This window comes from Streptomyces sp. PsTaAH-124 (assembly GCF_000373685.1).
GTDB lineage: Bacteria > Actinomycetota > Actinomycetes > Streptomycetales > Streptomycetaceae > Streptomyces > Streptomyces andamanensis.
Map to the genome: position 1 here is coordinate 376,918 of NZ_KB892180.1, position 22,713 is coordinate 399,630.

22 protein-coding genes are annotated in these 22,713 nt (G+C 73.7%); 10 read left to right on the forward strand and 12 right to left on the reverse strand.

Annotated elements, in window-relative coordinates; genetic code table 11:
* Positions 1-374: 374 nt before the first annotated feature.
* Genes B086_RS0124810 through pdhA form a run of 3 tightly spaced genes read right to left on the reverse strand, consistent with a single transcriptional unit; the run spans position 375 to position 4,059 of the window.
* A complete protein-coding gene (locus tag B086_RS0124810) occupies positions 375-1,919 on the reverse strand; it encodes a dihydrolipoamide acetyltransferase family protein (protein WP_018569136.1) in 1,545 nt (514 codons plus the stop codon).
* A complete protein-coding gene (locus tag B086_RS0124815; RefSeq protein ID WP_018569137.1) occupies positions 1,919-2,923 on the reverse strand; it encodes an alpha-ketoacid dehydrogenase subunit beta in 1,005 nt (334 codons plus the stop codon). Before B086_RS0124815 ends, B086_RS0124810 begins: the two co-directional genes overlap by 1 nt.
* Entirely contained in the window at positions 2,920-4,059 is a 1,140-nt protein-coding gene (gene pdhA / locus B086_RS0124820; protein ID WP_018569138.1) for a pyruvate dehydrogenase (acetyl-transferring) E1 component subunit alpha, read from the reverse strand. The genes B086_RS0124815 and pdhA overlap by 4 nt, the downstream gene beginning before the upstream one ends.
* A gap of 176 nt (positions 4,060-4,235) precedes the next feature.
* Between pdhA and B086_RS0124825 the strand changes: the two genes are divergently transcribed.
* On the forward strand, positions 4,236-4,751 hold the full coding sequence (locus B086_RS0124825) for an Lrp/AsnC family transcriptional regulator (protein ID WP_420712567.1): 516 nt from the start codon (positions 4,236-4,238) through the stop codon (positions 4,749-4,751).
* A gap of 48 nt (positions 4,752-4,799) precedes the next feature.
* Here the strand turns inward: B086_RS0124825 and B086_RS0124830 are convergent, their stop codons facing one another.
* Together B086_RS0124830 and B086_RS0124835 are read right to left on the reverse strand one after the other, a co-directional pair.
* Positions 4,800-5,390, reverse strand: a complete 591-nt coding sequence (locus tag B086_RS0124830) for a TetR/AcrR family transcriptional regulator (RefSeq protein WP_018569140.1) — start codon at positions 5,388-5,390, stop codon at positions 4,800-4,802.
* Entirely contained in the window at positions 5,387-6,901 is a 1,515-nt protein-coding gene (locus B086_RS0124835; RefSeq protein ID WP_018569141.1) for a 3-hydroxyacyl-CoA dehydrogenase, read from the reverse strand. The genes B086_RS0124830 and B086_RS0124835 overlap by 4 nt, the downstream gene beginning before the upstream one ends.
* 193 nt (positions 6,902-7,094) lie before the next feature.
* On the opposite strand from B086_RS0124835, the gene paaN reads away from it, so the two are divergent.
* Positions 7,095-8,786, forward strand: coding sequence for a phenylacetic acid degradation protein PaaN (gene paaN, locus B086_RS0124840; protein ID WP_018569142.1), 1,692 nt, complete (start codon positions 7,095-7,097; stop codon positions 8,784-8,786).
* Positions 8,787-8,826: 40 nt separating this feature from the next.
* On the opposite strand, the gene B086_RS0124845 is transcribed toward paaN, so the two are convergent.
* Genes B086_RS0124845 through B086_RS46125 form a run of 3 tightly spaced genes read right to left on the reverse strand, consistent with a single transcriptional unit; the run spans position 8,827 to position 11,434 of the window.
* The gene (locus B086_RS0124845) at positions 8,827-9,588 is read right to left on the reverse strand and encodes a TrmH family RNA methyltransferase (protein WP_018569143.1); all 762 of its coding nucleotides are present in this window, start codon (positions 9,586-9,588) and stop codon (positions 8,827-8,829) included.
* Positions 9,585-10,799, reverse strand: a complete 1,215-nt coding sequence (locus B086_RS0124850; protein WP_018569144.1) for an HTTM domain-containing protein — start codon at positions 10,797-10,799, stop codon at positions 9,585-9,587. Before B086_RS0124850 ends, B086_RS0124845 begins: the two co-directional genes overlap by 4 nt.
* Positions 10,796-11,434 carry a DUF5819 family protein gene (locus tag B086_RS46125; RefSeq protein WP_018569145.1) on the reverse strand — a complete coding sequence of 213 codons (639 nt, stop codon included), beginning with the start codon at positions 11,432-11,434 and terminating at the stop codon, positions 10,796-10,798. Before B086_RS46125 ends, B086_RS0124850 begins: the two co-directional genes overlap by 4 nt.
* Positions 11,435-12,409: 975 nt before the next feature.
* On the opposite strand from B086_RS46125, the gene paaA reads away from it, so the two are divergent.
* The 5 genes from paaA to B086_RS0124880 are packed head-to-tail and all read left to right on the forward strand — an operon-like array spanning position 12,410 to position 16,044.
* Positions 12,410-13,420, forward strand: coding sequence for a 1,2-phenylacetyl-CoA epoxidase subunit PaaA (paaA, locus tag B086_RS0124860; protein WP_018569146.1), 1,011 nt, complete (start codon positions 12,410-12,412; stop codon positions 13,418-13,420).
* On the forward strand, positions 13,417-13,704 hold the full coding sequence (gene paaB / locus B086_RS0124865) for a 1,2-phenylacetyl-CoA epoxidase subunit PaaB (protein WP_018569147.1): 288 nt from the start codon (positions 13,417-13,419) through the stop codon (positions 13,702-13,704). Before paaA ends, paaB begins: the two co-directional genes overlap by 4 nt.
* Entirely contained in the window at positions 13,701-14,429 is a 729-nt protein-coding gene (gene paaC / locus B086_RS0124870; protein WP_018569148.1) for a 1,2-phenylacetyl-CoA epoxidase subunit PaaC, read from the forward strand. The genes paaB and paaC overlap by 4 nt, the downstream gene beginning before the upstream one ends.
* Entirely contained in the window at positions 14,426-14,974 is a 549-nt protein-coding gene (gene paaD, locus B086_RS0124875) for a 1,2-phenylacetyl-CoA epoxidase subunit PaaD (protein WP_026252746.1), read from the forward strand. Before paaC ends, paaD begins: the two co-directional genes overlap by 4 nt.
* Positions 14,974-16,044 carry a 2Fe-2S iron-sulfur cluster-binding protein gene (locus tag B086_RS0124880; protein WP_018569150.1) on the forward strand — a complete coding sequence of 357 codons (1,071 nt, stop codon included), beginning with the start codon at positions 14,974-14,976 and terminating at the stop codon, positions 16,042-16,044. Before paaD ends, B086_RS0124880 begins: the two co-directional genes overlap by 1 nt.
* Positions 16,045-16,207: 163 nt before the next feature.
* On the opposite strand, the gene B086_RS0124885 is transcribed toward B086_RS0124880, so the two are convergent.
* The 3 genes from B086_RS0124885 to B086_RS0124895 form a co-directional block, all read right to left on the reverse strand.
* Complete coding sequence (locus tag B086_RS0124885) at positions 16,208-16,555, reverse strand: rhodanese-like domain-containing protein (protein ID WP_018569151.1); 348 nt, start codon at positions 16,553-16,555, stop codon at positions 16,208-16,210.
* Between the two features lie 110 nt (positions 16,556-16,665).
* Positions 16,666-17,520 carry a hypothetical protein gene (locus B086_RS0124890; protein ID WP_018569152.1) on the reverse strand — a complete coding sequence of 285 codons (855 nt, stop codon included), beginning with the start codon at positions 17,518-17,520 and terminating at the stop codon, positions 16,666-16,668.
* Positions 17,521-17,646: 126 nt separating this feature from the next.
* A complete protein-coding gene (locus B086_RS0124895) occupies positions 17,647-19,113 on the reverse strand; it encodes a DUF2252 domain-containing protein (protein WP_018569153.1) in 1,467 nt (488 codons plus the stop codon).
* 503 nt (positions 19,114-19,616) lie between these two features.
* On the opposite strand from B086_RS0124895, the gene B086_RS0124905 reads away from it, so the two are divergent.
* Positions 19,617-20,486 carry a carbohydrate-binding protein gene (locus B086_RS0124905; RefSeq protein WP_018569155.1) on the forward strand — a complete coding sequence of 290 codons (870 nt, stop codon included), beginning with the start codon at positions 19,617-19,619 and terminating at the stop codon, positions 20,484-20,486.
* 110 nt (positions 20,487-20,596) lie between these two features.
* On the opposite strand, the gene B086_RS0124910 is transcribed toward B086_RS0124905, so the two are convergent.
* Positions 20,597-20,902: a hypothetical protein gene (locus B086_RS0124910; RefSeq protein WP_018569156.1), complete on the reverse strand. Its 306-nt coding sequence runs from the start codon at positions 20,900-20,902 to the stop codon at positions 20,597-20,599.
* Between the two features lie 389 nt (positions 20,903-21,291).
* Here B086_RS0124910 and B086_RS40685 point away from each other — a divergent pair, with 389 nt between their 5' ends.
* Positions 21,292-21,948, forward strand: a complete 657-nt coding sequence (locus B086_RS40685; protein WP_018569157.1) for a hypothetical protein — start codon at positions 21,292-21,294, stop codon at positions 21,946-21,948.
* The gene (locus tag B086_RS43735; RefSeq protein WP_018569158.1) at positions 21,945-22,673 is read left to right on the forward strand and encodes a hypothetical protein; all 729 of its coding nucleotides are present in this window, start codon (positions 21,945-21,947) and stop codon (positions 22,671-22,673) included. The genes B086_RS40685 and B086_RS43735 overlap by 4 nt, the downstream gene beginning before the upstream one ends.
* Positions 22,674-22,713: the final 40 nt, after the last annotated feature.

Consider the following 22,713-nt stretch of genomic DNA (forward strand, 5'->3'; position numbering starts at 1 on the left):
GCCGGGGCGCCGGGCGAAGGCCGGGCGCCTGCCCGCGACGGGGACGGGGGCAGGCTCCGGGGCCGGGGCCGGGGCGGGTCACCTACCGGGGGCAGGTCCCCGGCTGAAGGCGGTTCACCGTCCGGCGGTGGATCCCCGACCTGCGACAGATCCCCGGTCGCGGACGGGTCACCGGCCGGAGGCGAATCACCGGCTGGGGCGTCCTGGGCGCCGACGGGCTCGTGAGCGGTCACCCACCGAGTATGCGTCCCGCCCGCACAGGCCCGGAACGCGGGCGTGCGCCGGACCCGACGACCGCCCAGGGCCGGGCCGTTCGCACGGACGGGCCCCCGCCCGACCGGCCCGGTCGACCCGGGCCCGGTCGGGACAGGCCCTCACAGCGTGCGCAGCAGCACCGCCGGCTGTTCCACGCAGTCCGCCACGTAGCGCAGGAAGCCGCCCGCGGTACCGCCGTCGCACACCCGGTGGTCGAAGGTGAGCGAGAGCTGGACGACCTGCCGGACCGCCAGCTCGCCCTCGTGCACCCAGGGTCTGGGGACGATACGGCCGACCCCGAGCATGGCCGCCTCGGGGTGGTTGATGATCGGTGTGGAGCCGTCGACGCCGAAGACGCCGTAGTTGTTCAGCGTGAAGGTCCCGCCGGTCAGCTCCCCCGGCGTGAGCGTGCCGGTCCGCGCCGCCTCGGTCAGCCGGGCGAACTCGGCCGTCAGCGCCTCGGCGTCCCGCGCGTGCGCGTCCCTTACGACGGGGACGACCAGCCCGCGGTCGGTCTGCGCGGCGAAGCCCAGGTGCACATGGCCGAGCCGGACGATCTCCCGGGCCTCCGTGTCGACCCTGGAGTTCAGCTCCGGGTGGCGGGCGAGCGCGGCCGTGCAGATCCGCGCGAGGAGGGCGAGCAGGGAGATCTTCGGCGCGCCCGCGGCGTTCATGGCCGCCCGTGCGCGCAGCAGCTCCGTCGCGTCGGCGTCGACCCAGCAGGTCGCGTCGGGGATCTCCCGGCGGCTGCGGGACAGCTTGTCGGCGACGGCCCCGCGTACGCCCTTGAGCGGGACACGGGTCTCCGCACCGGTCCCGGCCGGTCCGGAGGGACCGGAAGCACCGGAAGTCCCGGCCGGTCCGGAGAGACCGGAAGTCCCGGCCGGTCCGGAAGCACCGGAAGCAAGGGAGGAACCGACGGGGGAGGCCGGACCGGCGGGCGCCGCCTCCCCCGTCCTGCGGAGCGCTTCCTCCACGTCAGCGCGCAGGATGAGCCCGTCGGGCCCGGAGCCCGGCAGCCGCCGCAGGTCCAGCCCGTGCTCGCGGGCGAGCCTGCGCACCAGCGGTGAGATCACGGGCACCGGCCCGTCGACCGGCCGCGAAGCGCCGTCCACGGCCACCGACGACTCGTCCACCACGGGTACCGAGTCCTCGGAGGCCCAGGAGCCCCCGGAGGTCTCGGAGGTCCCAAGGGCCCCGGAGGCCGTCGCCACCGCAGCGGTGGTGACGGCCGGCCCGCCGCCGGTCACCGGACGCACCCGGCGGCGGCGCGCCGGAGGCTCCGCCGTGCCGTAGCCCACCAGCACATTGCCGGAGCCGTCGCCCGCGCCCGCCGGAGCACCGGTGCCGTCGATGCCACCGGCGGTACCGGTGTCGCCGGTACCGCCCGCGGCGGCCGGTCCGGACGGCGCGGCGGATTCCCCGACCGCGACGGTGAGCAGCGGCGCCCCCACCGGAAGCTCCGCCCCCTCCTCGCCGAAGCGCGCGGTGACCACGCCTCCGTAGGGGCAGGGCACCTCGACCATGGCCTTGGCCGTCTCGACCTCGACCACCGGCTGGTCGACGGCGACGACGTCGCCCACCTCGACCAGCCAGCGGACGATCTCCGCCTCGGTGAGCCCCTCCCCGAGGTCGGGCAGCCTGAACTCCAGCACCTGTGCCATCAGCCCTCGGCCTCCCACTGGAGACGCGCGACGGCGTCCAGGATCCGGTCGACACCGGGCAGGTGGTGCCGCTCCAGCATCGGCGGCGGGTAGGGGGTGTCGAATCCGGCCACGCGCAGCACCGGCGCCTCCAGGTGGTGGAAGCAGCGCTCGGTGACACGGGCGGCGATCTCCCCGCCCGGTCCGCCGAAGGAGTGCGACTCGTGGACGACGACCGCGCGCCCGGTGCGCCGGACCGACGCGCACACCGTCTCGTCGTCGAACGGCACCAGCGAACGCAGGTCGACGACCTCCAGGTCCCAGCCCTCGGCGCGGGCCGCCTCGGCGGCTTCGAGGCAGACGGGCAGGGAGGGGCCGTAGGTGAGGAGGGTGGCGCTGCGGCCGGTGCGCCGCACCACCGCGCGCCCGATCGGCTCGACACCCGGCGGTTCCTCCGGGTTCCAGGCGTCCTTCGACCAGTACAGCCGCTTGGGTTCGAGGAAGACGACGGGGTCGTCGGAGGCGATGGCGGCGCGCAGCAGTCCGTAGGCGTCGGCGACGGTGGCGGGCGTGACGACATGGAGCCCCGGGGTCGCCATGTAGTACGCCTCGGAGGAGTCACTGTGGTGTTCGACGCCGCCGATGCCGCCGCCGTAGGGGATGCGGATGGTCAGGGGCAGCGGCAGCCGTCCGCGCGTGCGGTTGCGCATCTTGGCGACATGGCTGGCGAGCTGCTCGAACGCCGGGAAGGCGAAGGCGTCGAACTGCATCTCGACGACCGGGCGCAGTCCGTACATGGCCATGCCGACGGCGGTGCCGAGGATGCCGGCCTCGGCCAGCGGTGTGTCGGTGCAGCGTTCCTCGCCGAACTCGGCGGTGAGGCCGTCGGTGACCCGGAAGACCCCGCCGAGGGCGCCGACGTCCTCCCCCATGACATGCACCGCCGGGTCCGCGGCCATGGCGTCGCGCAGCGCGCGTGTGAGGGCCTGGGCCATGGTGGCCGGTTTGAGCGCGACGGTGGTCATCGGGCGGTGCCCTCCTCGGCCTCGGCCGCCAGCTCCGCCCGCAGCAGGGCCTGCTGCTCGCGCAGTTGCGGGGTCGGTTCGGCGTAGACGTGGGCGAACAGGTCCGCGGGGTCGAGCGCCGGGTCCTGGTTCATCCGCTCGCGCAGCCGCGCGGCCATCGCCTCGGCGTCCTCGCGGACGGCCGCGATGCCGTCCTCGTCGAGCAGTCCGCGCCCGGTCAGCTCCCGCTCCAGCAGCAGGACGGGGTCGTGGTCGCGCCAGGCCGCCACCTCGGCGTCGTCCCGGTAGCGGGTGGCGTCGTCGGCGTTGGTGTGGGCGTCGATGCGGTAGGTCACCGCCTCGACCAGGGTCGGGCCGCCGCCCGCGCGCGCGTGCCGTACGGCGTCGGCGAGGACCTCGTGGACGGCCGCCGCGTCGTTGCCGTCGACCAGGCGGCCCGGCATGCCGTAGCCGACGGCCTTGTGCGCCAGGGAGGGCGCGGCCGTCTGCTTGGCGAGCGGGACGGAGATGGCGAAGCCGTTGTTCTGCACCAGGAAGACGACCGGTGCCTGCCAGACGGCGGCGAAGTTCAGCGCCTCGTGGAAGTCGCCCTCGCTGGTGCCGCCGTCGCCGACCATGGCCAGCGCGACCACGTCGTCGCCCTTGAGCCGGGCGGCGTGGGCGAGGCCCACGGCGTGCGGGAGCTGGGTGGCCAGCGGGGTGGAGAGCGGGGCGACGCGGTGCGCGCGGGAGTCGTAGCCGGTGTGCCAGTCGCCGCGCAGCAGCGTGAGGGCCTCGACGGGGTCGACCCCTCGGGACACGACGGCGAGCGTGTCGCGGTAGCTGGGAAAGAGCCAGTCGTCGCCTTGGAGGACGAGCGCGGCCGCGACCTCGCACGCCTCCTGGCCGGTGCTGGACGGGTAGACGGCGAGGCGGCCCTGCTTGGTGAGGGCGGTGGCCTGCGCGTTGAACCTGCGACCGCGCACCAGGTGCGCGTACAGACGGCGCAGCAGCTCGGGGTCGGCCTGCGCGGCCGCCTCGGTGCCCAGGACGCGATGGGGCTCCGCGTCCGGCAGCAGCGGCGCGGGGTCGGTTCGGGGCTGCCAGGCGGGCGGCGGCGATGGCCGGTACGCACCCCGCTGCTCCATGACCGTCATGACGGGCACCTCCTCGTGGGAGCGGCTACGGGAGGCGCGTCGGCTGTGACTCGCCCCACCTACCGATTGTTCGGTCGTCGGCACATTTTGGCTACATGCGGCCCCAGGCTGTGGACAAACGGTTCTCCACAGCTTGCTATGGATGCAGTACGTCCATGGCGGAGAGGTGGGGGGACATGGCATCTGAACAAATGGCCGAGAACGCCGGGCGCACGGAGGACGGCGGCGAGTCCGCCCCGCCGCCCGCGCGTCCGCTGGACGCCATCGACCAGGACATCCTGCGGATGCTCCAGGCGGACGGCCGCGCCTCGATACGGTCGGTCGCCGAACGGGTCCACGTCTCGCGCGCCAACGCCTACGCCCGTATCAACCGCCTCGTCGAGGACGGGGTCATCCGCGGCTTCGGCGCCCGCGTCGACCACGAGCGCGCCGGGCACGGCACGTCCGCCTACATCACGCTGACGATCGTGCAGAACTCCTGGCGCACGGTGCGCGAGCAGTTGCGGCGGCTGCCCGGTGCCTCGCACATCGCCCTGGTGGGCGGGGACTTCGACGTCCTGCTGCTGGTGCACACCCCCGACAACCGGGCCCTGCGCGAAGTGGTCTTCACCCGGATCCAGGCCATCCCGGAGGTGCTCAGCACCCGCACCCTGCTGGTGTTCGAGGAGGAGGACCTGGAACCGCAGGGGTGACCACAGGTACCGCGCCCGTACAGCCGCTCACGCAGCCGCGCCGGCCGTTCAGCCCGGCTTGCGCAGCCCGCCGAAGACCAGCCGCACCACGGCGTCGGCCACGTCCTGCTCGCTCGCCCCGCCGCCGTCCGGGCGGTACCACTCCACGATCGAGTTGATCATCCCGAAGACCAGCCGGGTCGCCAGCCGCACCTCCACGTCGGTGCGCACATCGCCCTCGGCGGCCGCCGCCTTCAGCAGCTCGGCCACCCGGTGGTCGAAGGTGCGCCGCCGCTCCAGCGCCCAGCGCTCGGTCCCGGTGTTGCCGCGCACCCTCAGCAGCAGCGTCACATAGGGCAGTTCGGCGGTGAGCACCTCGACCATGCGGCGTACGACGTACTCCAGGCGCTCGGCGGCGCCGCCCACGCGCGCGTGCTCCTCGTCGAGGATCCCGAAGAGCCCGTCGAGCGCCCGGGTGACCGCCCGGCGCAGCAGTTCCTCCTTGCCGGCGACATGGTGGTAGATCGACGACTTGGAGATGCCCGCGGCCTTGGACAGGTGCTCCATGGAGGTGCCGTCGTAGCCGCGCTCGTTGAAGACCCGCACGGCCACCGACAGCAGCGTCTGGGGGGTGTACGTGTCGCGTCGGGCCGTGGTCATGAGGCGGCCTCCCGCTTGTCGGTGGCGTACGCGTGGCGGTACAGCGCGAGGGACGGGGCGTAGCGTCCGGACGGGTCGCGCAGATGCAGGTCGTCCAGGAGCCCGTAGGCCCAGGTGCGGCCGAGGCGGCGGCTCCATTCGAAGGGGCCCAGGGGGTAGTTGACGCCCAGGCACATCGCCGTGTCGATGTCCTCCTCGGTGGCCACTCCCTTGGCGACGGCGTCGTGCGCCAGATCGATGATCCGTGCGACCGTGCGCGCCACGATCATGCCGGGGACGTCCCCGATGACGCTGACGGCCTTGCCGAGCGCCTGGAAGAGGCCGATGGCCTCGGACAGCGTCCGCGGGGAGGTGTCCTGGGAGGCGGACAGGGCGATCCGGGTGGCGCGGCGGTAGTCGAGGGCGAGGTCGAAGTAGACGACGTCGCGGAACTCCACGGAGCTCTGCCCGTCGGCGAGGACGAGCTGTCCGCCGCTCGGCAGCACCAGGCGGGTACCGTGGTCCTCGTCCTCCTCGCGGACCTGGATGCCCGCCTCGCGGACGAGGGTGAGCACGTCCGCCGCCGGTCCCATGTCGCCCTCGGCGACGACGTACGCGGGCGGCTGCGCGGGCTCGGCGGTGTGCGGTTCGGGCCGCTCGGCGTCCTCCCCGTACTCGTACCAGCCGTGGCCGCTCTTGCGGCCGAGCCGGCCCGACTCCACCAGGCGCCGCTGGGCCAGCGAGGGGGTGAAGCGCACGTCCTGGAAGAAGGACCGCCACACGGAGTGCGTGACGGACTCGTTGACGTCCTGGCCGATGAGATCGGTCAGTTCGAAGGCGCCCATCCTGAACCCGCCGGACTCGCGCAGCACGGCGTCGATGGTGGCGGGGTCGGCCGCCTGCCCCTCGTGGACGGCGAACGCCTCGGCGTAGAAGGGGCGGGCGATGCGGTTGACGATGAAGCCGGGGGTGTCGGCGCAGGCGACCGGGGTCTTGCCCCAGGCGCGGGCCGTCTCGTACGCGCGCGTGGCCGAGGTGACGTCGGTGGCGAAGCCGGAGACCACCTCGACCAGCGGCATCAGCGGCGCCGGGTTGAAGAAGTGCAGGCCGACGAAGCGGCCGGGGCTGCGCAGCACACCGCCGACGGCGGTGACCGACAGGGACGAGGTGTTGGTGGCGATCAGGCAGTCGTCGGCGACGATGCCCTCCAGCTCCGTCAGCAGGGCCCGCTTGGCGTCCAGGTCCTCCAGGACGGCCTCGACGACGAGGGCGCAGTCGGCCAGCTCGGCGAGGCCTTCCGCGGGCGCGAGCCGGGCGCGGGCCGCGTCCCGTTCGGCGCCGGTGAGCCGGTCCTTCTCGACGAGCCGGTCGAGCCGGGCGCCGATCGCGGCGGCCGCCTCGGCGGCCCTCCCGGGCAGAGCGTCGTACAGACGTACGACATGGCCCGCGACCAGCGCGACCTGGGCTATGCCCTGGCCCATGGTGCCGGTGCCGACGACGGCCACGGGGCTGCTGAGGTCGAGTGCTGTCATGTGCGCGATCCTCCCGCACGGCGTTTTCACGGACGCGGCGGACCCCCCTGGCCCGACTTTTCCACAGATGCGGCGGACCCCCTTGTCCCGACCGATCGTTCGGTTACTCTAACCCTGACCGGCCGTCCACGCCCATGGTTCCGCCAGGTCATGAGCTCGACGAAGAGTCCTCCGGACAAGGAGTTGGTCCCGCATGGCCGCCGCACCGACCGCGCACGAGCTGATCGCCCGCCACCGGCCCACTCTCGACCAGGCACTGGAGGCGATCCGCACGCGCGCGTACTGGTCGCCCCACCCCGAGCACCCCAAGGCCTACGGGGAGCACGGCAGCCTGGACGCCGCGGCGGGCAAGGCCGCCTTCGACGCCCTCCTGGGCACCCGCCTCGACCTCGGCCAGCCCGGCACCGACGACTGGGTGGGCGGCGAGATCTCGCCGTACGGCATCGAGCTGGGCGTGACGTATCCGCACGCGGACCTCGACGTGCTGCTGCCCGCCATGCGCGCCGGACAGCGGGCCTGGCGCGAGGCGGGTGCGGAGCTGCGGGCCGCGGTCTGCCTGGAGATCCTGCACCGGATCAGCGACCGGACGCACGAGTTCGCGCACGCGGTCATGCACACCTCCGGCCAGGCCTTCATGATGGCGTTCCAGGCGGGCGGCCCGCACGCCCAGGACCGCGGCCTGGAAGCGGTTGCGTACGCGTACGCGGAGCAGACCCGCACCCCGGACACCGCGGAGTGGAGCAAGCCGCAGGGCAAGCGCGACCCGCTCGCCCTCACCAAGACGTTCACCCCGGTCCCCCGCGGCACCGCCCTGGTCATCGGCTGCAACACCTTCCCGACGTGGAACGGCTACCCGGGCCTGTTCGCCTCCCTGGCCACCGGCAACGCGGTCCTGGTCAAGCCGCACCCGCGCGCGGTGCTGCCGCTCGCCCTCACCGTGCGCGTCGCCCGCGAGGTGCTGGCCGAGGCCGGCTTCGACGCGAACCTGGTGACGCTGGCCGCCGAGCGGCCCGGCGAGGGCATCGCCAAGGCCCTCGCCACCCGCCCCGAGATCCGGATCATCGACTACACCGGCTCCACGGCCTTCGGCGACTGGCTGGAGGCCAACGCCCGCCAGGCCAAGGTGTACACGGAGAAGGCCGGGGTCAACACGGTCGTCCTGGAGTCGACCGGCGACTACAAGGGCATGCTCGCCAACCTGGCCTTCTCGCTGTCCCTGTACAGCGGCCAGATGTGCACCACCCCGCAGAACCTGCTGATCCCCCGGGACGGCATCCGCACCGACCAGGGCCCCAAGTCCTTCGACGAGGTGGCCGCCGACCTCGCCAAGGCGGTGGACGCCCTGCTCGGCGACGACGCGCGGGCGAACGCCCTGCTCGGCGCCATCGTCAATCCGGACGTCAAGGCCCGGCTGGAGGCCGCCGCGGCGCTCGGCGAGGTCGCCCTCGCCTCCCGCGAGATCGCCAACCCCGACTTCCCCGACGCCGTGGTGCGCACCCCGGTGATCGTGAAGCTGGACGGCGCCAAGCCGGAGGCCGAGGCCGCCTACCTGAGCGAGTGCTTCGGACCGGTCTCCTTCGCGGTCGCCGTCGACTCGGCCGCCGACGCGGTGGAGCTGCTGCGGCGCACCGTCCGCGAGAAGGGCGCGATGACGGTGGGCGCCCACACGACCGACGACGAGGTCGAGCGGGCGATCGAAGAGGTGTGCCTGGAGGAGGCGGCCCAGCTGTCGCTGAACCTCACCGGCGGGGTGTACGTCAACCAGACCGCGGCCTTCTCCGACTTCCACGGCTCGGGCGGCAACCCCGCGGCCAACGCGGCTCTCACGGACGGCGCGTTCGTGGCCGACCGCTTCCGGGTGGTGGAGGTCCGCCGCGACGCCTGACCCCGGGCAACCGCCGAGGGCCCCGGCCGCTCCGGGGTCCTCAGGCCGCGGGCGCGCCCCCGGTGAGGCTCCAGTGGTACAGCGTCATGGCCACACTGGTGGCCAGGTTGTAGCTGGAGACCTGGGGGCGCATCGGCAGCGCCACGAGCTGGTCGGTGCGCTCCCGCAGCGCGGCGCTCAGCCCGCTGCGTTCGGAGCCGAAGGCGAGGACCGCGTCGTCCGGCAGCTTCAGCCCGCGGATGTCCTCGCCCTCCGGGTCGAGCGCGAACAGCGGCCCGCCCGGCAGCGTCTGCACGCTCAGCCGCTCCACGACGGTCGCGAAGTGCAGCCCCGCCCCGCCGCGCACCACCGTCGGGTGCCAGGGGTCCAGGGTGCCCGTGGTGACCACCCCGGTCACACCGAACCCGGCCGCCAGCCGGATCACCGCGCCCGCGTTGCCCAGGTTGCGCGGCTCGTCCAGGACCACGACGGGCGCGCTGCGGGGCGTGTGCGCCAGCGCCCGCAGCCCCGCCTCGCGAGAGGGCCGTACGGCCAGCGCCGCCACGGCCGTGGGATGCGGCCGCGGCACCAGCGAGGTGTACGTCCCGTGCGGCACCTCGGTCAGCAGGGCGTCCAGCGCGTCCCGCACGTCCGGGGCCAGCTCCTGTGCGAGGGCGAGCGCCGCCCGCCGGTCGGCGGCGACCGCCACCGGCACCACGGCCCCGAAACGCACGGCGTGCTTGAGGGCGTGGAAGCCGTCCAGGAGCACGGCGCCACCGGCGAGCCGGTGCCAGGCGGACACGGCGGCCACGGGGTCGTTCATGCGGGGAAGCCTACGCCCGCGCGCTCACCGTCCTCCGCGGCGCCGGACGGCTCGGCCACCGGGCGGCGCTCCGGGCGCCGTGGCAGCCGGGCACGCGCGCGTGCCGCCGCGCCGCCCAGCCTCCGCAGGAACGCCGTCGGCAGGAACACCGCGTCCGCCGCGATCATCGCCAGCGAGAAGAACGGCAGCCCCAGCACGACCGCGATCACGGCGTGCTCGGTCATCATCGCCACCAGCAGGACGTTCTTCACCCGCCGGTTGAACAGTGTGAAGGGGAAGGCGACCTGCACGATCACCGTCCCGTAGGTGACGACGGTCATCATCGTGCCGCTGGCGGACAGCAGATCCGCCAGCGCCGGCCAGGGCGAGAAGTAGTCCAGGTGGAGCGGGTAGTAGACGGCGGTGCCGTCCTGCCAGCGCGAGCCCTGGATCTTGTACCACCCGGCCGTCGAGTAGATCAGGCACGCCTCGGCCATGATCACGAACAGCGCGGCGTTGTGCGTGAAGTCGGCGACGACGTCGAGCAGGACCCGCGGCTCGGCCGACCGCGCCCGCCGTCCGACCAGCCAGTACAGCCCCTGCGCCGCCCACACGCACCACAGCAGGGCGGGCACCAGCCACTCGCCCTGGACCCGGCCCGCCGCGGTGACCGCGATCAGCGCCGCGCCGAGCACGCTCCACAGGACGGGCCCGATCCGGTCGGCCACCCGCTCCCCACGCGCGCGTGCCGCCCCGGTCCGTCCGGCCCGCCGCGCGTCCAGCGACCACACCTGCCCGCACCGGGTGAAGACCAGGTAGATCGCCATCAGGTGCAGGACGTTGTCCCCGCCGTCGCCCATGAAGACGCTGCGGTTCTGGAGCGAGAGCACACCGAGCATGAACAGCACGGACATGGTGCGGGTGCGCCAGCCCAGCAACAGCAGCAGGCTGGAGAGCACGGCGAGCAGATAGACGGCCTCGAACCAGAACTGGCCCCGGAACCACATCAGGGCCGTGAAGGCGCCGTTGCTCTCGGTCAGCTGCCGGCCGAGGTCCCAGTTCCACGGTCCGTCGGGCCCGTACAGCTCCTGCCGGTTCGGCAGCTCGCGCAGCAGGAACAGCAGCCAGGTCCCGGCGAAGCCGATGCGTATCACGGCCGTCTGGTAGGGACCGAGGGCGGCTTCGGTGACCCGGGTGATGCCCCGGGAGACGGAGCGCGGGAAACCGTTCACTTCACACCTCCGCCGGCCTCGCCGGCCGGGACCGTCCACCAGGGCAGTGTGCGGTACGAGACCGAGTTCGACGCCTTCTCCCCGCTCCACGCGGGCGGGGCCACCACGGACGTGCGGACCCGCAGCTGGATGCGTTCGACGGTCCCGCCCGGACCGGCCACCCGGTCGCGGTCCAGGCGCATCACCACGATGCGGCGCACGTACTGCTCCGACAGCGTGCCGCGCAGTCCGATCGCGCGGTTCTGCCGGTCGTGGGAGGCGGCGTAGAAGTCGAAGGCGCGGCGCAGCTCGTTCTGCTGCGTGTGGCTGGGCAGCAGGTTGCCGTCGATGGCCCGGCCGTCCTGCGCGGACAGGTCGTACCAGCTGGTGGTGCGGCTGGTGCCGTCCGCGCCGAGGGTCTCGGCCCGCGCCTGCACGGCGACGTTCTGCTGGAGCGGGTTCGGCGCGAACAGCTTCCAGTTCTGCTCGAACTCCGGGTAGATCCACTGGTCGACGGCCTTGCCGTGCTGCTTCGTCACCGTGTTCGAAGGGGCGACATGCAGGAAGACCATCCCGACGTGCACGCAGGCGACCACCACCACGGCGGCCAGCGCCAGCACCGCACCCACCTGGTACGGCAGGGACAGCCCGGCCACCCGGCCGGGCGGATCGCCGTCGTCGGCGCCTTCCGCGGCGGCATCCGGATCCGGGGAGGCCGGGGGCGCGGAGGCGGCCGGGGAGCCCGGAGAACCCGGGAAGGAAGCGGCCGGGGAGCCCGGGAAGGGAGGGGAAGGAGCGGAGCCAGGAGAGACACCGGGAGAGACAGGAGAGAGGAGGGGAGGGAACGGGGGGACGGCCGAGCCGTGCACGCCCGTCCGCGGACGCGGCACGGAGGATCCGTCCGGCCCGTCCGGACCGTTCGCCTCATCCGGACCGTCCGATCCGCCCGGCCTGTCCGGGCCGTCCGGCGTATCCGGCCTCTCGGACGTGTCCGGCCCCTCCGGTGTGCCGGGTCCGTCCGGGCCCGGCCTCGCGGAGCCGACCGTCCGGTCCGGTCCGCCCGGGGCGTTCGCATCCCCGTCGTACGCTTCCATTCCGCCCCGTTCCCGATTCCGGTCCTGTCCCGGCTCCACGACCGGCCGCCGTCACCCGCCCGGCCCACAGGGGGCCGCCCGGCGCCGCCGCGGCCCCCTGCCCGTGTCGCCCGCTCCCGGGCGCCGCACGGAACGGTACCCAGGGCCACCCGCACGGCACAGACCCCGGTCCCGCGGGCCGCCCGGCCCGGCCGGCATTCGTGCCGCTCTGTCACCCTTCGCCCGCTCGGCGCCCCGGGCCGCGCACCCCGTCGACCCCGGCACCGAGGACCGCTCGCGCTCCGGCGGCGACCGAGCCGTCGCCCGCCCGGCCGGTCCGACCCGTCCGCGACCCGAGCCGCAGCCTGCCCGAGCCGCCCGAGGCCCGCCCGCGACCTGTCCACGGCCTTTCCGTGGCCTTTCCGCGGTCTGTCCACAGGAAGCGCCCGCAGTTGTCCACAGCGGTTGACACCCTACGGCGGCGGACCGCACCATGGAATTCACCGAACCGAACGATCGGTCGGGAGAATCCCGAGAGCCGAGGTCGAGGGGGACCGCATGGCGACAGCAGCCGCGCAGCAGACGGCCGGCGTCCTGGCGAGCGACACAGCGGGCGCCGCGGCGGAAGCCGACGCCCTCCAGCGCGCGTTCGACGCCGCGGTGGCCGCCGACGAGCGCATCGAACCGCGGGACTGGATGCCCGACGCCTACCGCGCGTCGCTGGTCCGGCAGATCGCCCAGCACGCGCATTCAGAGATCATCGGCATGCAGCCGGAGGCCAACTGGATCACCCGCGCGCCGTCCCTGCGCCGCAAGGCCATCCTCATGGCCAAGGTCCAGGACGAGGCGGGCCACGGCCTGTATCTGTACAGCGCGGCCGAGACCCTGGGCGTCAGCCGCGAGGAGCTGCTCGACAAGCTGCACAGCGGTCGGCAGAAGTACTCCTCGATCTTCAACTACCCCACCCTCACCTGGGCGGACGTCGGCGCGGTCGGCTGGCTGGTGGACGGCGCGGCGATCACCAACCAGGTCCCGCTGTGCCGCTGCTCCTACGGCCCGTACGGCCGCGCGATGGTCCGCGTCTGCAAGGAGGAGTCCTTCCACCAGCGCCAGGGGTACGAGCTGCTGCTCACCCTGAGCCGGGGCACGCCCGAGCAGCACGCGATGGCGCAGGACGCCGTGGACCGCTGGTGGTGGCCGTCCCTGATGATGTTCGGCCCGCCCGACGACGCCTCCCAGCACTCCGCCCGGTCGATGGCGTGGAAGATCAAGCGCCACTCCAACGACGAGCTGCGCCAGCGCTTCGTCGACATCTGCGTCCCGCAGGCCGAGGCCCTCGGGCTCACCCTGCCCGACCCCGACCTGAAGTGGAACGAGGAGCGGGGCCACCACGACTTCGGCGCCATCGACTGGGCCGAGTTCCAGGGCGTCCTCAAGGGCAACGGCCCGTGCAACGAACAGCGCATCACCCAGCGCCGACGGGCCCACGACGAGGGTGCCTGGGTGAGGGAGGCGGCCGCCGCCCACGCCGCCAAGCACACCGCCACGACAGGAGCGGGACAGGAATGACAAGCACCGACTGGCCCCTGTGGGAGGTCTTCGTGCGCTCCCGGCGCGGCCTCTCCCACACCCACGCGGGCAGCCTGCACGCCCCGGACGCGGAGCTGGCCCTGCGCAACGCACGCGACCTGTACACCCGGCGCGGCGAGGGCGTCTCGATCTGGGTCGTGCCGTCCGCCGCGATCACCGCCTCCTCACCGGACGAGAAGGACCCGTTCTTCGAACCGGCCGCCGACAAGCCCTACCGGCACCCGACGTTCTACGAGATCCCGGAAGGGGTGCAGCACCTGTGACGGCCACGGCCCCCGCCCCCGCCACCACCGCCGCCCTGGCCCTGGGTGACGACGCCCTGGTGCTCTCCCACCGCCTGGGAGAGTGGGTCGGTCACGCGCCCGTCCTGGAGGAGGAGGTCGCCCTCTCCAACATCGCCCTGGACCTGCTGGGCCAGGCCCGCGTCCTGCTGTCGATGGCCGGTGACGAGGACGAGCTGGCGTATCTGCGCGAGGAGCGCGCCTTCACCCAGCTCCAGCTCGTCGAGCAGCCCAACGGCGACTTCGCGCACACCATCGCCCGCCAGCTCTACTTCTCCACCTACCAGCACCTCCTGTACGCCGAACTGGCGACGGGCTCAGGGGTGTTCGCCCCGCTCGCCGGCAAGGCCGTCAAGGAGGTCGCCTACCACCGCGACCACGCCGAGCAGTGGACGCTGCGGCTCGGCGACGGCACCGACGTCAGCCATGAGCGCATGCGGCGCGCCTGCACCGCGCTGTGGCGGTTCACCGGCGAGATGTTCCAGCCGGTGGAGGGCCTGGACGTCGACCTGTCCGCCCTGGAGGCCGCCTGGCTGGAGTCCGTCACCGCCGTGCTCGACCGGGCCACGCTGGAGCTGCCCGAGGGCCCGCGCGCCGGGGCGTGGTCGGCGGGCGCGGGCCGCCAGGGCCTGCACACCGAGCCGTTCGGGCCGATGCTCGCCGAGATGCAGCATCTGCACCGCAGCCACCCGGGGGCGACATGGTGACCACCACGACCCCGCTGGAGACGGAACTGCTGCGCCTGGCGGGCTCGGTGCCCGACCCCGAGCTGCCCGTGCTCACCCTGGCGGAGCTGGGCGTGGTCCGCGCGCTCCACCTGCACGGCACGGACGCGGTGGAGGTCGAGCTGACCCCCACCTACACCGGCTGCCCGGCGATCGAGGCCATGTCGCTGGACATCGAGCGGGTGCTGCGCGAACACGGCGTGCGGGAGGTCACCGTGCGCACCGTCCTCGCCCCGGCCTGGTCGACGGACGACATCACCGCCGAAGGCCGCCGCAAACTGCGGGAGTTCGGCATAGCGCCCCCGCGCGTCCGCACCCCCTCCACCCCCGTCCCGCTGGAGCTGGGCCCGACCCGCACCCGCCCCGCCCCGGCCGGTGCACAGGGGACGCCCGCGGACCCCGTCCCCTGCCCGCACTGCGGATCGGCCGACACCGAACTGCTCAGCAGGTTCTCGTCGACCGCGTGCAAGGCGCTGCGCCGCTGCCTGTCCTGCCGGGAACCGTTCGACCACTTCAAGGAGGTGTGATGGCCCGCTTCCACCCCTTGCCCGTGACGGCGGTCGAGCGGCTCACCGACGACTCGGTGGCCCTCACCTTCGCGGTGCCGCCCGAGCTGCGCGAGGAGTACCGGCACGCGGCGGGCCAGCACCTCGCGCTGCGCAGGTCGGCCGACGGCACCGAGGTCCGGCGGACGTACTCGATCTGCTCCCCGGCCCCCGGACCCGGCGGCGAGGGACCGCGGACCCTGCGGGTCGGCGTGCGGCTGGTGGAGGGCGGCGCCTTCTCCACGTACGCCCTGAAGGAGATCGACATCGGGGACGAGCTGGAGGTGATGACCCCGGCGGGCCGCTTCACCCTGGAGCCCGCGCCCGGCCTGTACGCGGCCATCGTCGGCGGCAGCGGCATCACACCGGTGCTGTCCATCGCCGCCACCCTGCTGGCCGGCGCCCCCGAGGCCCGTTTCTGTCTGATACGCAGCGACCGCACGACGGCGTCGACGATGTTCCTGGAGGAGGTCGCCGACCTGAAGGACCGCTACCCCGAGCGGTTGCAGCTGGTGACGGTGCTCTCCCGGGAGGAGCAGCAGGCGGGGCTGCCCTCCGGGCGGCTGGACCGGGCGCGGCTCGGCGAGCTGTTGCCCGCGCTGCTGCCGGTGTCCGAGGTGGCGGGCTGGTTCCTGTGCGGGCCCTTCGGGCTGGTGCAGGGCGCCGAGCAGGCACTGCGCGCCCTGGGCGTGCCCCGGGCCAGGGTCCACGAGGAGATCTTCCATGTGGACGCCGGTACGGAGCCTGGTCCCGCGTCCGCCGCGGCGGCGCCCGCGCACAGCACGGTCACCGTCCGGCTCGACGGCCGCGGCGGCACCTGGCCGGTCCAGGAGGGGGAGACCCTGCTGGAGACGGTGCTGCGCAACCGGCCCGACGCGCCGTACGCCTGCAAGGGCGGCGTGTGCGGGACCTGCCGGGCGTTCCTGGTCACGGGCGAGGTGCGGATGGACCGCAACTTCGCGCTGGAACCGGAGGAGACGGACGCGGGATACGTCCTGGCCTGCCAGTCGCACCCGGCGACGGAACAGGTGGAGCTGGACTTCGACCGCTGACGCCCACGGCCGGGCGGCCCGCCACCGGACGCCCCGCCTCCCGGCCGGCCCGCCCCGGGCACCGCCCCCCCCTGGGCGCCCGGCGGCCCGCACCCGACAGGACACGCCGCCGCCATCGGAGGACCGGGCCAGGCCGCTGTCAGAGGACCGGGCCGAGCCTCTGTCAGAGGATGTGGCCGGGCTGTCCCTCGTCGGTCACCACGGGGCGGCCCGCGGCGGCCCACACCTGCATGCCGCCGTCGACGTTCACCGCGTCGACGCCCTGCTGGACCAGATACATCGTCACCTGGGCCGAGCGGCCACCGGAACGGCAGATCACATGGACCCGCCCGTCCTGCGGGGCCGCCTCGGTCAGCTCGCCGTAGCGGGCGACGAAGTCACCGATGGGGATGTGCAGCGCCCCCTCGGCATGCCCCGCCTGCCATTCGTCGTCCTCGCGGACGTCCAGCAGAAAGTCGCCGTCCTTGAGGTCCGTGACCTCGACCGTGGGTACACCCGCTCCGAAACGCATGGATCCGACGCTACCCGACACTCCCCCGGGGCAGTCGCCGCGAGGGGTTCGCGGGCGGGAACCCCGGTCACTTCCGGCCGCCGGACGGGCGCAGGGCCCGCCGGACGGGCTCAGGCGTCGGCGTCGCCCTGCAACACCGCGAGCTGGGACTCGCGCTCCGCCAGGTCGGTGCGCAGTTGTGCGGCGATCTCGTCGAGCAGGCTGTCGGGGTCGTCCGGGGCGAGCCGGAGCATCCCGGCGATCGCGCCGTCCTCCAGCTCCTTGGCGACCAGGGTGAGCATCTCCTTGCGCCGGGCGAGCCACTCCAGCCGCTCGTACAGCTCCTCGGCGCGGCTGGGGGCCTGTTCCGCGGGGAGCGGCCCGGCGGCCCACTCCTCGGCCAGCTCGCGCAGCTCCTTCTCGTCGCCCCGGGCGTAGGCGGCGTTGACCCGGGTGAGGAACTCCTCGCGCCGTTTGCGCTCGCCGTCCTCCTGGACCAGGTCGGGGTGGGCCTTGCGCACCAGTTCGCGGTAGAGCCCGCGGGCCTCCTCGCTCGGCCGTACCCGCTGCGGAGGGCGCACCGCCTGGCCGGTGAGCATCGCCGCGGCCTCCGGGAAGAGCCCGTCGCCGTCCATCCAGCCGTGCAGCAGTTCCTCGACGCCGGGGATCGGCGCCACCCGGGCCCGCGCCTCCTGCGCCGCGCGCAGGTCCTCGGGGTCGCCGGTGCGCGCCGCGCGGGCCTCGGCGATCAGCGCGTCCAGTTCGTCGAGGCGGGCGTAGAGCGGGCCGAGGCGCTGGTGGTGCAGCCGGGAGAAGTTCTCGATCTCGACCCGGAAGGTCTCCACCGCGATCTCGTACTCGATGAGTGCCTGCTCGGCGGCGCGCACGGCCCGCTCCAGCCGCTCCTCGGGCCGCGGCGCGGCGCTCTCGGACGTCGCCCGGTCCGCTCCGGCGACACCACCCTGCTCAGCTTCCGGGGTCGTCACCCGACCAGCGTAGGCCACGGCGACCGGCACCCCGCCCGGGACCGGGGCAGCAGCCCCGCGGACCGCGCCCCTGCACCCGCATCTCCCACCCGTCCCGCGGCTCCCCCACACGCGTCCCCGCGGCTCCTACACACCCATCTCCGCGGCGACCCGGCCCGCCCGGACCGCCGCGACGAGGTCCGCGTGGTCCGCCTCGGTGCGGTCCGCGTAGGCGACGGCGAACGCGGCGACCGCCTCGTCCAGTTCCTGGTTCTTGCCGCAGTAACCGGCGATCAGCCGGGGATCGGCGCTGTGTGCGTGGGCGCGGGCCAGCAGCGCGCCGGTCATCCGGCCGTAGTCGTCGATCTGGTCGGCGGGCAGCGCGGCCGGGTCGACGCTGCCCTTGCGGTTGCGGAACTGCCGTACCTGGTAAGGCCGTCCGTCCACCGTCGTCCAGCCCAGCAGGATGTCGCTGACCACCTGCATGCGCTTCTGCCCGAGCACCACCCGGCGTCCCTCGTGCTCCGCCCCCGGCGCCGGGACCGGCACCGCGAACCCCGCGGTCTCCAGATGCGGCAGCAGCGCCGACGGCCTGGCCTCCTTCACCTGGAGCACCAGCGGCTCACCGCGGTGGTCCAGCAGCAGCACCACGTACGACCGGGTGCCGACGCTGCCGGTGCCGACGACCCGGAAGGCCACGTCGTGCACCGCGTGCCGGGCCAGCAGCGGAAGACGGTCCTCGGAGAGAGTGGTCAGATACTGCTCCAGCGAGGCCGCCACCGCGCGGGCCTTCGCGTCCGGCACCCGCCGCAGCACCGGAGGGGCGTCCACGAAGCGGCGTCCGCCGTCCTCGGTGCGCTCGGTCGACTTGGCCGCGAACCGCCCGCTGGTGTTGGCGCGCGCCTTCTCCGAGACGCGTTCGAGGGTGCCGAGCAGGTCGTGGGCGTCGGTGTGGGAGACGAGTTCCTCGTCGGCGATGGCGTTCCAGGCGTCCAGCACCGGCAGCCGGGCCAGCAGCCGCATGGTCCGCCGGTAGGCGCCCACCGCGTCCCGCGCGGCCTCGCGGCAGTCGTCCTCGTCGCAGCCCGCCTCCCGGCCCGCCAGCACCAGGGAGGCCGCGAGCCGCTTGAGGTCCCACTCCCAGGGGCCGCGCACCGTCTCGTCGAAGTCGTTCAGGTCGATGACCAGGCCGCCGCGGGCGTCGCCGTAGAGACCGAAGTTGGCCGCGTGGGCGTCTCCGCAGAGCTGGGCGGCGACACCGGTCACGGGGGTGCGGGCGAGGTCGTACGCCATCAGGCCCGCCGAACCGCGCAGGAAGGCGAACGGGGTCGCCGCCATCCGCCCCACCCGGATCGGTATCAGCTCGGGTATCCGGCCGTGGTTGGACTCCTCGACGGCGCCGACCGCGTCGGGCCGCCCCGCGTCCGGCGTGAACCCGGCGTGCGCGGAGCGCGGGACCCGCCCGCGCAGCGCCTTGCCCTCCGCCTTGGGCGACCCCGCGCCGGGCCACCGCGCGAACCCGGGCACCGACGGCACCCGTCCGGCACGCTCCCCGCGCCCGCCGCCCGCCGCACCCGCGTCCGTCCCCGCACCGACCTCGGTGACCTCGGCCATCAAGAACCGCCCCTCCCCGCCCAGTCCACGCTGTGTCCGCACCACGGCGGACCCCCCGCCGCGACGCGCCCCGACGCTACAGCGCCCCGCACCCCGCGTACACCGACCCGCCACCACCGCCGGACCCGGCCCGCTCACCGCCCCGGCCCACTTCGCGCACCACCTCGCACGCCGTCCCGGGGGGCACTTCGCACACGACTTCACGCACCGGACCCCACCGGATCGCATACCACAGCACACACCATCTCGTACGCCGTCTCATACAGGACTTTGTACGGGATATCGCACAGGGTGTCGTACAGGACATCGCACAGGACGTCGTACATAACGCCGTGCAGGGGGCCGGACGGTATCTGCACGCCCGTCACCAGCGCGATTACAGTCGTCCGCGATCACCACCGGAGCGCGTCCGCCCGACATCAGCCTGCCCCGCGCGGCGGGCGCGCTCCGTGTCATGCACGTCCCGTCCTTCTTCCCCCACCGAGGAGACCGAGGAACCCGCCATGACACCAAACGCTCCGGACGGCCCCGGCTCCGGCTCCGGCTCCAGCCCCGATGCCGACTCCGCGGCCGGCCGCGGGATCAGCCGCAAGAGCCTGCTGAAGGCGGCCGTCGCCGCCGGTGCCGCCATCCCGCTGCTCACGGGCACGGTGGCCCTCGCCCGGGACGCCGTGGGCCAGGGACGCGCCCTGCCCGCCACCCCCGACTGCGACGACGGCGACGGCCCGACCCACGACCAGATCGAGGGCCCGTACTTCAAGCCGAACTCGCCGCTGCGCACCAATCTGGTGACCTCGGGCATCAGCGGCACCCCGCTGACGGTCAGCGGCTATGTCTTCGGCCGCAACTGCGTCCCGATATCCGGCGTCCTGCTGGACTTCTGGCAGGCGGACAACGCCGGGAACTACGACATGTCCGGCTTCACGCTGCGCGGGCACCAGTTCTCGGACGCCAAGGGCGCCTTCTCCCTGACCACGATCGTGCCGGGGCTCTACCCGGGCCGCACGCGGCACATCCACGTCAAGGTGCAGGCCCCCAACCAGCCCGTGCTCACCACCCAGCTGTACTTCCCCGGTGAGCCCCGCAACAACACGGACACCCTCTACGACCCCGCGCTGCTGATGAACGTACGCGGCGCCGGCAGCGGCAAGGAGGGCACCTTCGACTTCGTCCTGAACGTCAACGGAACCCCCGGTGGCCCCAGCGACCCGCCGCCGACCGACCCGCCGAGCGGCACCTGGGCCACCGGGCACTCCTACACGGCGGGCGACCGGGTCACCTACAACGGCACCAGCTACACCTGCGTCCAGGCGCACACCTCCATGGCCGGCTGGGAGCCCCCGAACGTCCCCGCCCTGTGGCGCGCGGGCTGACCCGCACCCCTCAAGAACGGCTCAGGACGGTTCGGGACCGCGCAGGCGCGGGACCGCACCAGCGCGGCACCACCGCGCGGAACGCCCGGCCGGGCTCCCCGGCCGGGCGTTCACCTGATTCTGCCGAGGCTTCTGAGCCGACCGCGCTCCCGCGCCCTGCCGTGGATCCTGCGGATTCCGCCGCGCGTCGTGTTGAGCTTCCTGGAGATCTCCGCGATCAGCTGCATGGACTCACCGAACTGCTCGAAGAGACCGGAGGAGGCCGGGGCCCACGCCCCATCCGGAGTGCGGCGCTCCCCGACCGCGCCGCACAGGGCGGCCAGGTCCGTCATCAGACGGTGGAACTGGGCCACGTCCTCCTCGGAGAAGTCGGAATCGGTGAGCTGACCCGCACGCCGTGCGACTGGGACGCGCATACCGGGAATCTCCAGGGGTTCGTCGAAGTGAACGCGGACGGCCGAGCACCCGTGGCGGCCGGGCGGTGCGGGCGGTGCTACGGGTACCGCGAGTGCTACGGGTACCGCGAGTACTGCGGGTACCGCGAGTNCTGCGGGTACCGCGAGTACTGCGGGTACCGCGGGTGCGGCCCTTCGCCCCGCGACCGATCGTGCTCCGCGGAGCCCCGTTCGTCAACGATCCTTCTCAGCTGTTCACCGTTCGTTGAGTACCGTCGGCAGCGATCGCCGAGTCCGCGATAAACGATCATTGATGCCGGTGCAGCCGGGCGGTACAGTGCCATGGGCACGCCAATATGATCGGTTTCGCACCCTGGAGCATCCCGGTGGATCCTGTCCCGCCTCTGCCCGTGACGCTCGAACGCCTCCGGTCGCTCGTCCAGGAGCGCGACGCGGCACACCCGGACCCGCTCGACCCCGAAGCGCTGGCCGCCGGGACAGCCCTGCCGGAAGCCACCGTCCGCACACTGCTCGACGGCGGTGAACCGCCCGCCGACACCGTCAACGAGCGGGTGCGCACCCGTATCAAGGCCCTCGCGGACGCCCGTTTGCAGCGGACCGGCACCCGTATGTCGGACCTGGCCGGGGACATCTCGCGGCAGTTGGGTGTCTCCGCGTTCTGGGCGCGGCAGGTCTGCTCCGGCGAGAAGGTCCCCAGTGTGGAACTGCTGCACGGACTGGTGGGGTTCTTCGGTGTCGAGGGCGGTGAGGCGTTCTTCACGGCCCCGGCGCCCGAGGCGCTCAACCGCGCGCTGCTGCCCGTGCTCACCGCGCTGCGACCCGCGCGGAGCGCGGCCGGTCCGTCGGCCGGTCCGTCGGCCGATCCGCTGTCCGATCCGCTGTCCGATCCGCTGGACGATCCGCCGGCCGGAGCGCTGTCGCGGTACGGCGACGTGCGCGGCGTCGCCCTCCGGCAGGCGCACGGCCTGCCACCGGAGCGGTGGCACGTGCTCAACGCGACGCTGAAGGCGCTGCTGGAACTCGACGACGCCGAGGGGCAGCGGTGAGCGCGGGCGCGCGGGCCATGAGGCGGCTCAGCGCCCGTCTGCTGTCGGCCCTGGAACTGCCCGACAGCGAGGCCGGTGTCGTCCCGGCCATCGGCGCGGCCCTCGAACGGGTCCGGGGGCGTCCGGTCCGGCTGCACGCGGTGCCCTTCCCGCCCGGTATCGCCAGCGGGTTATGGATAGACCGCGCCTCCCACGACGTGATCGCCTATGAGCGGCACACCGACCTGGAACACCAGTTGGTGATCATCGGGCACGAGATCTGGCACATGTTCGAGGAGCACGACGGCGCCCCCACCGCGCACGGTCCCGCCGCCTCGCGCGCCGCCGAGCAGCAGGTGCCGGACGCCGTGCGGGCCCTGGTGGCGGCGGTCTGCGCGGACGACCCGTCCGGGGAGCCGCCCGGAACCCGGACGGACCTCCGGCTGCACGTCGCCCTCCGGGCCGAGCGCACCCGGACCCCCCAGAACAGCCAGAACAGCCAGAACACCCGCAGCACACGCAGCACACGCAGCACACGCAGCACACGCAGCACCCGAACCGCCGAGAACGCCGAGAACGCCGAGAACACCGCCGCGGGACGGCACGAGGAAGAGGCCGAGTACTTCGGCTACCGGTTCGCCACCGGAGTGCGCGAGGCCCTGACCCAGGCGCGTACCGCCGCGGACCCCGCGCACCTCGCCGGCCGCATCCAGGTCTCCATGGCGCACCGCATCCGCCGCTCCTGACCCGGCAGCGCCCACGCCGCCCGCCGACACCTCCAGGAGA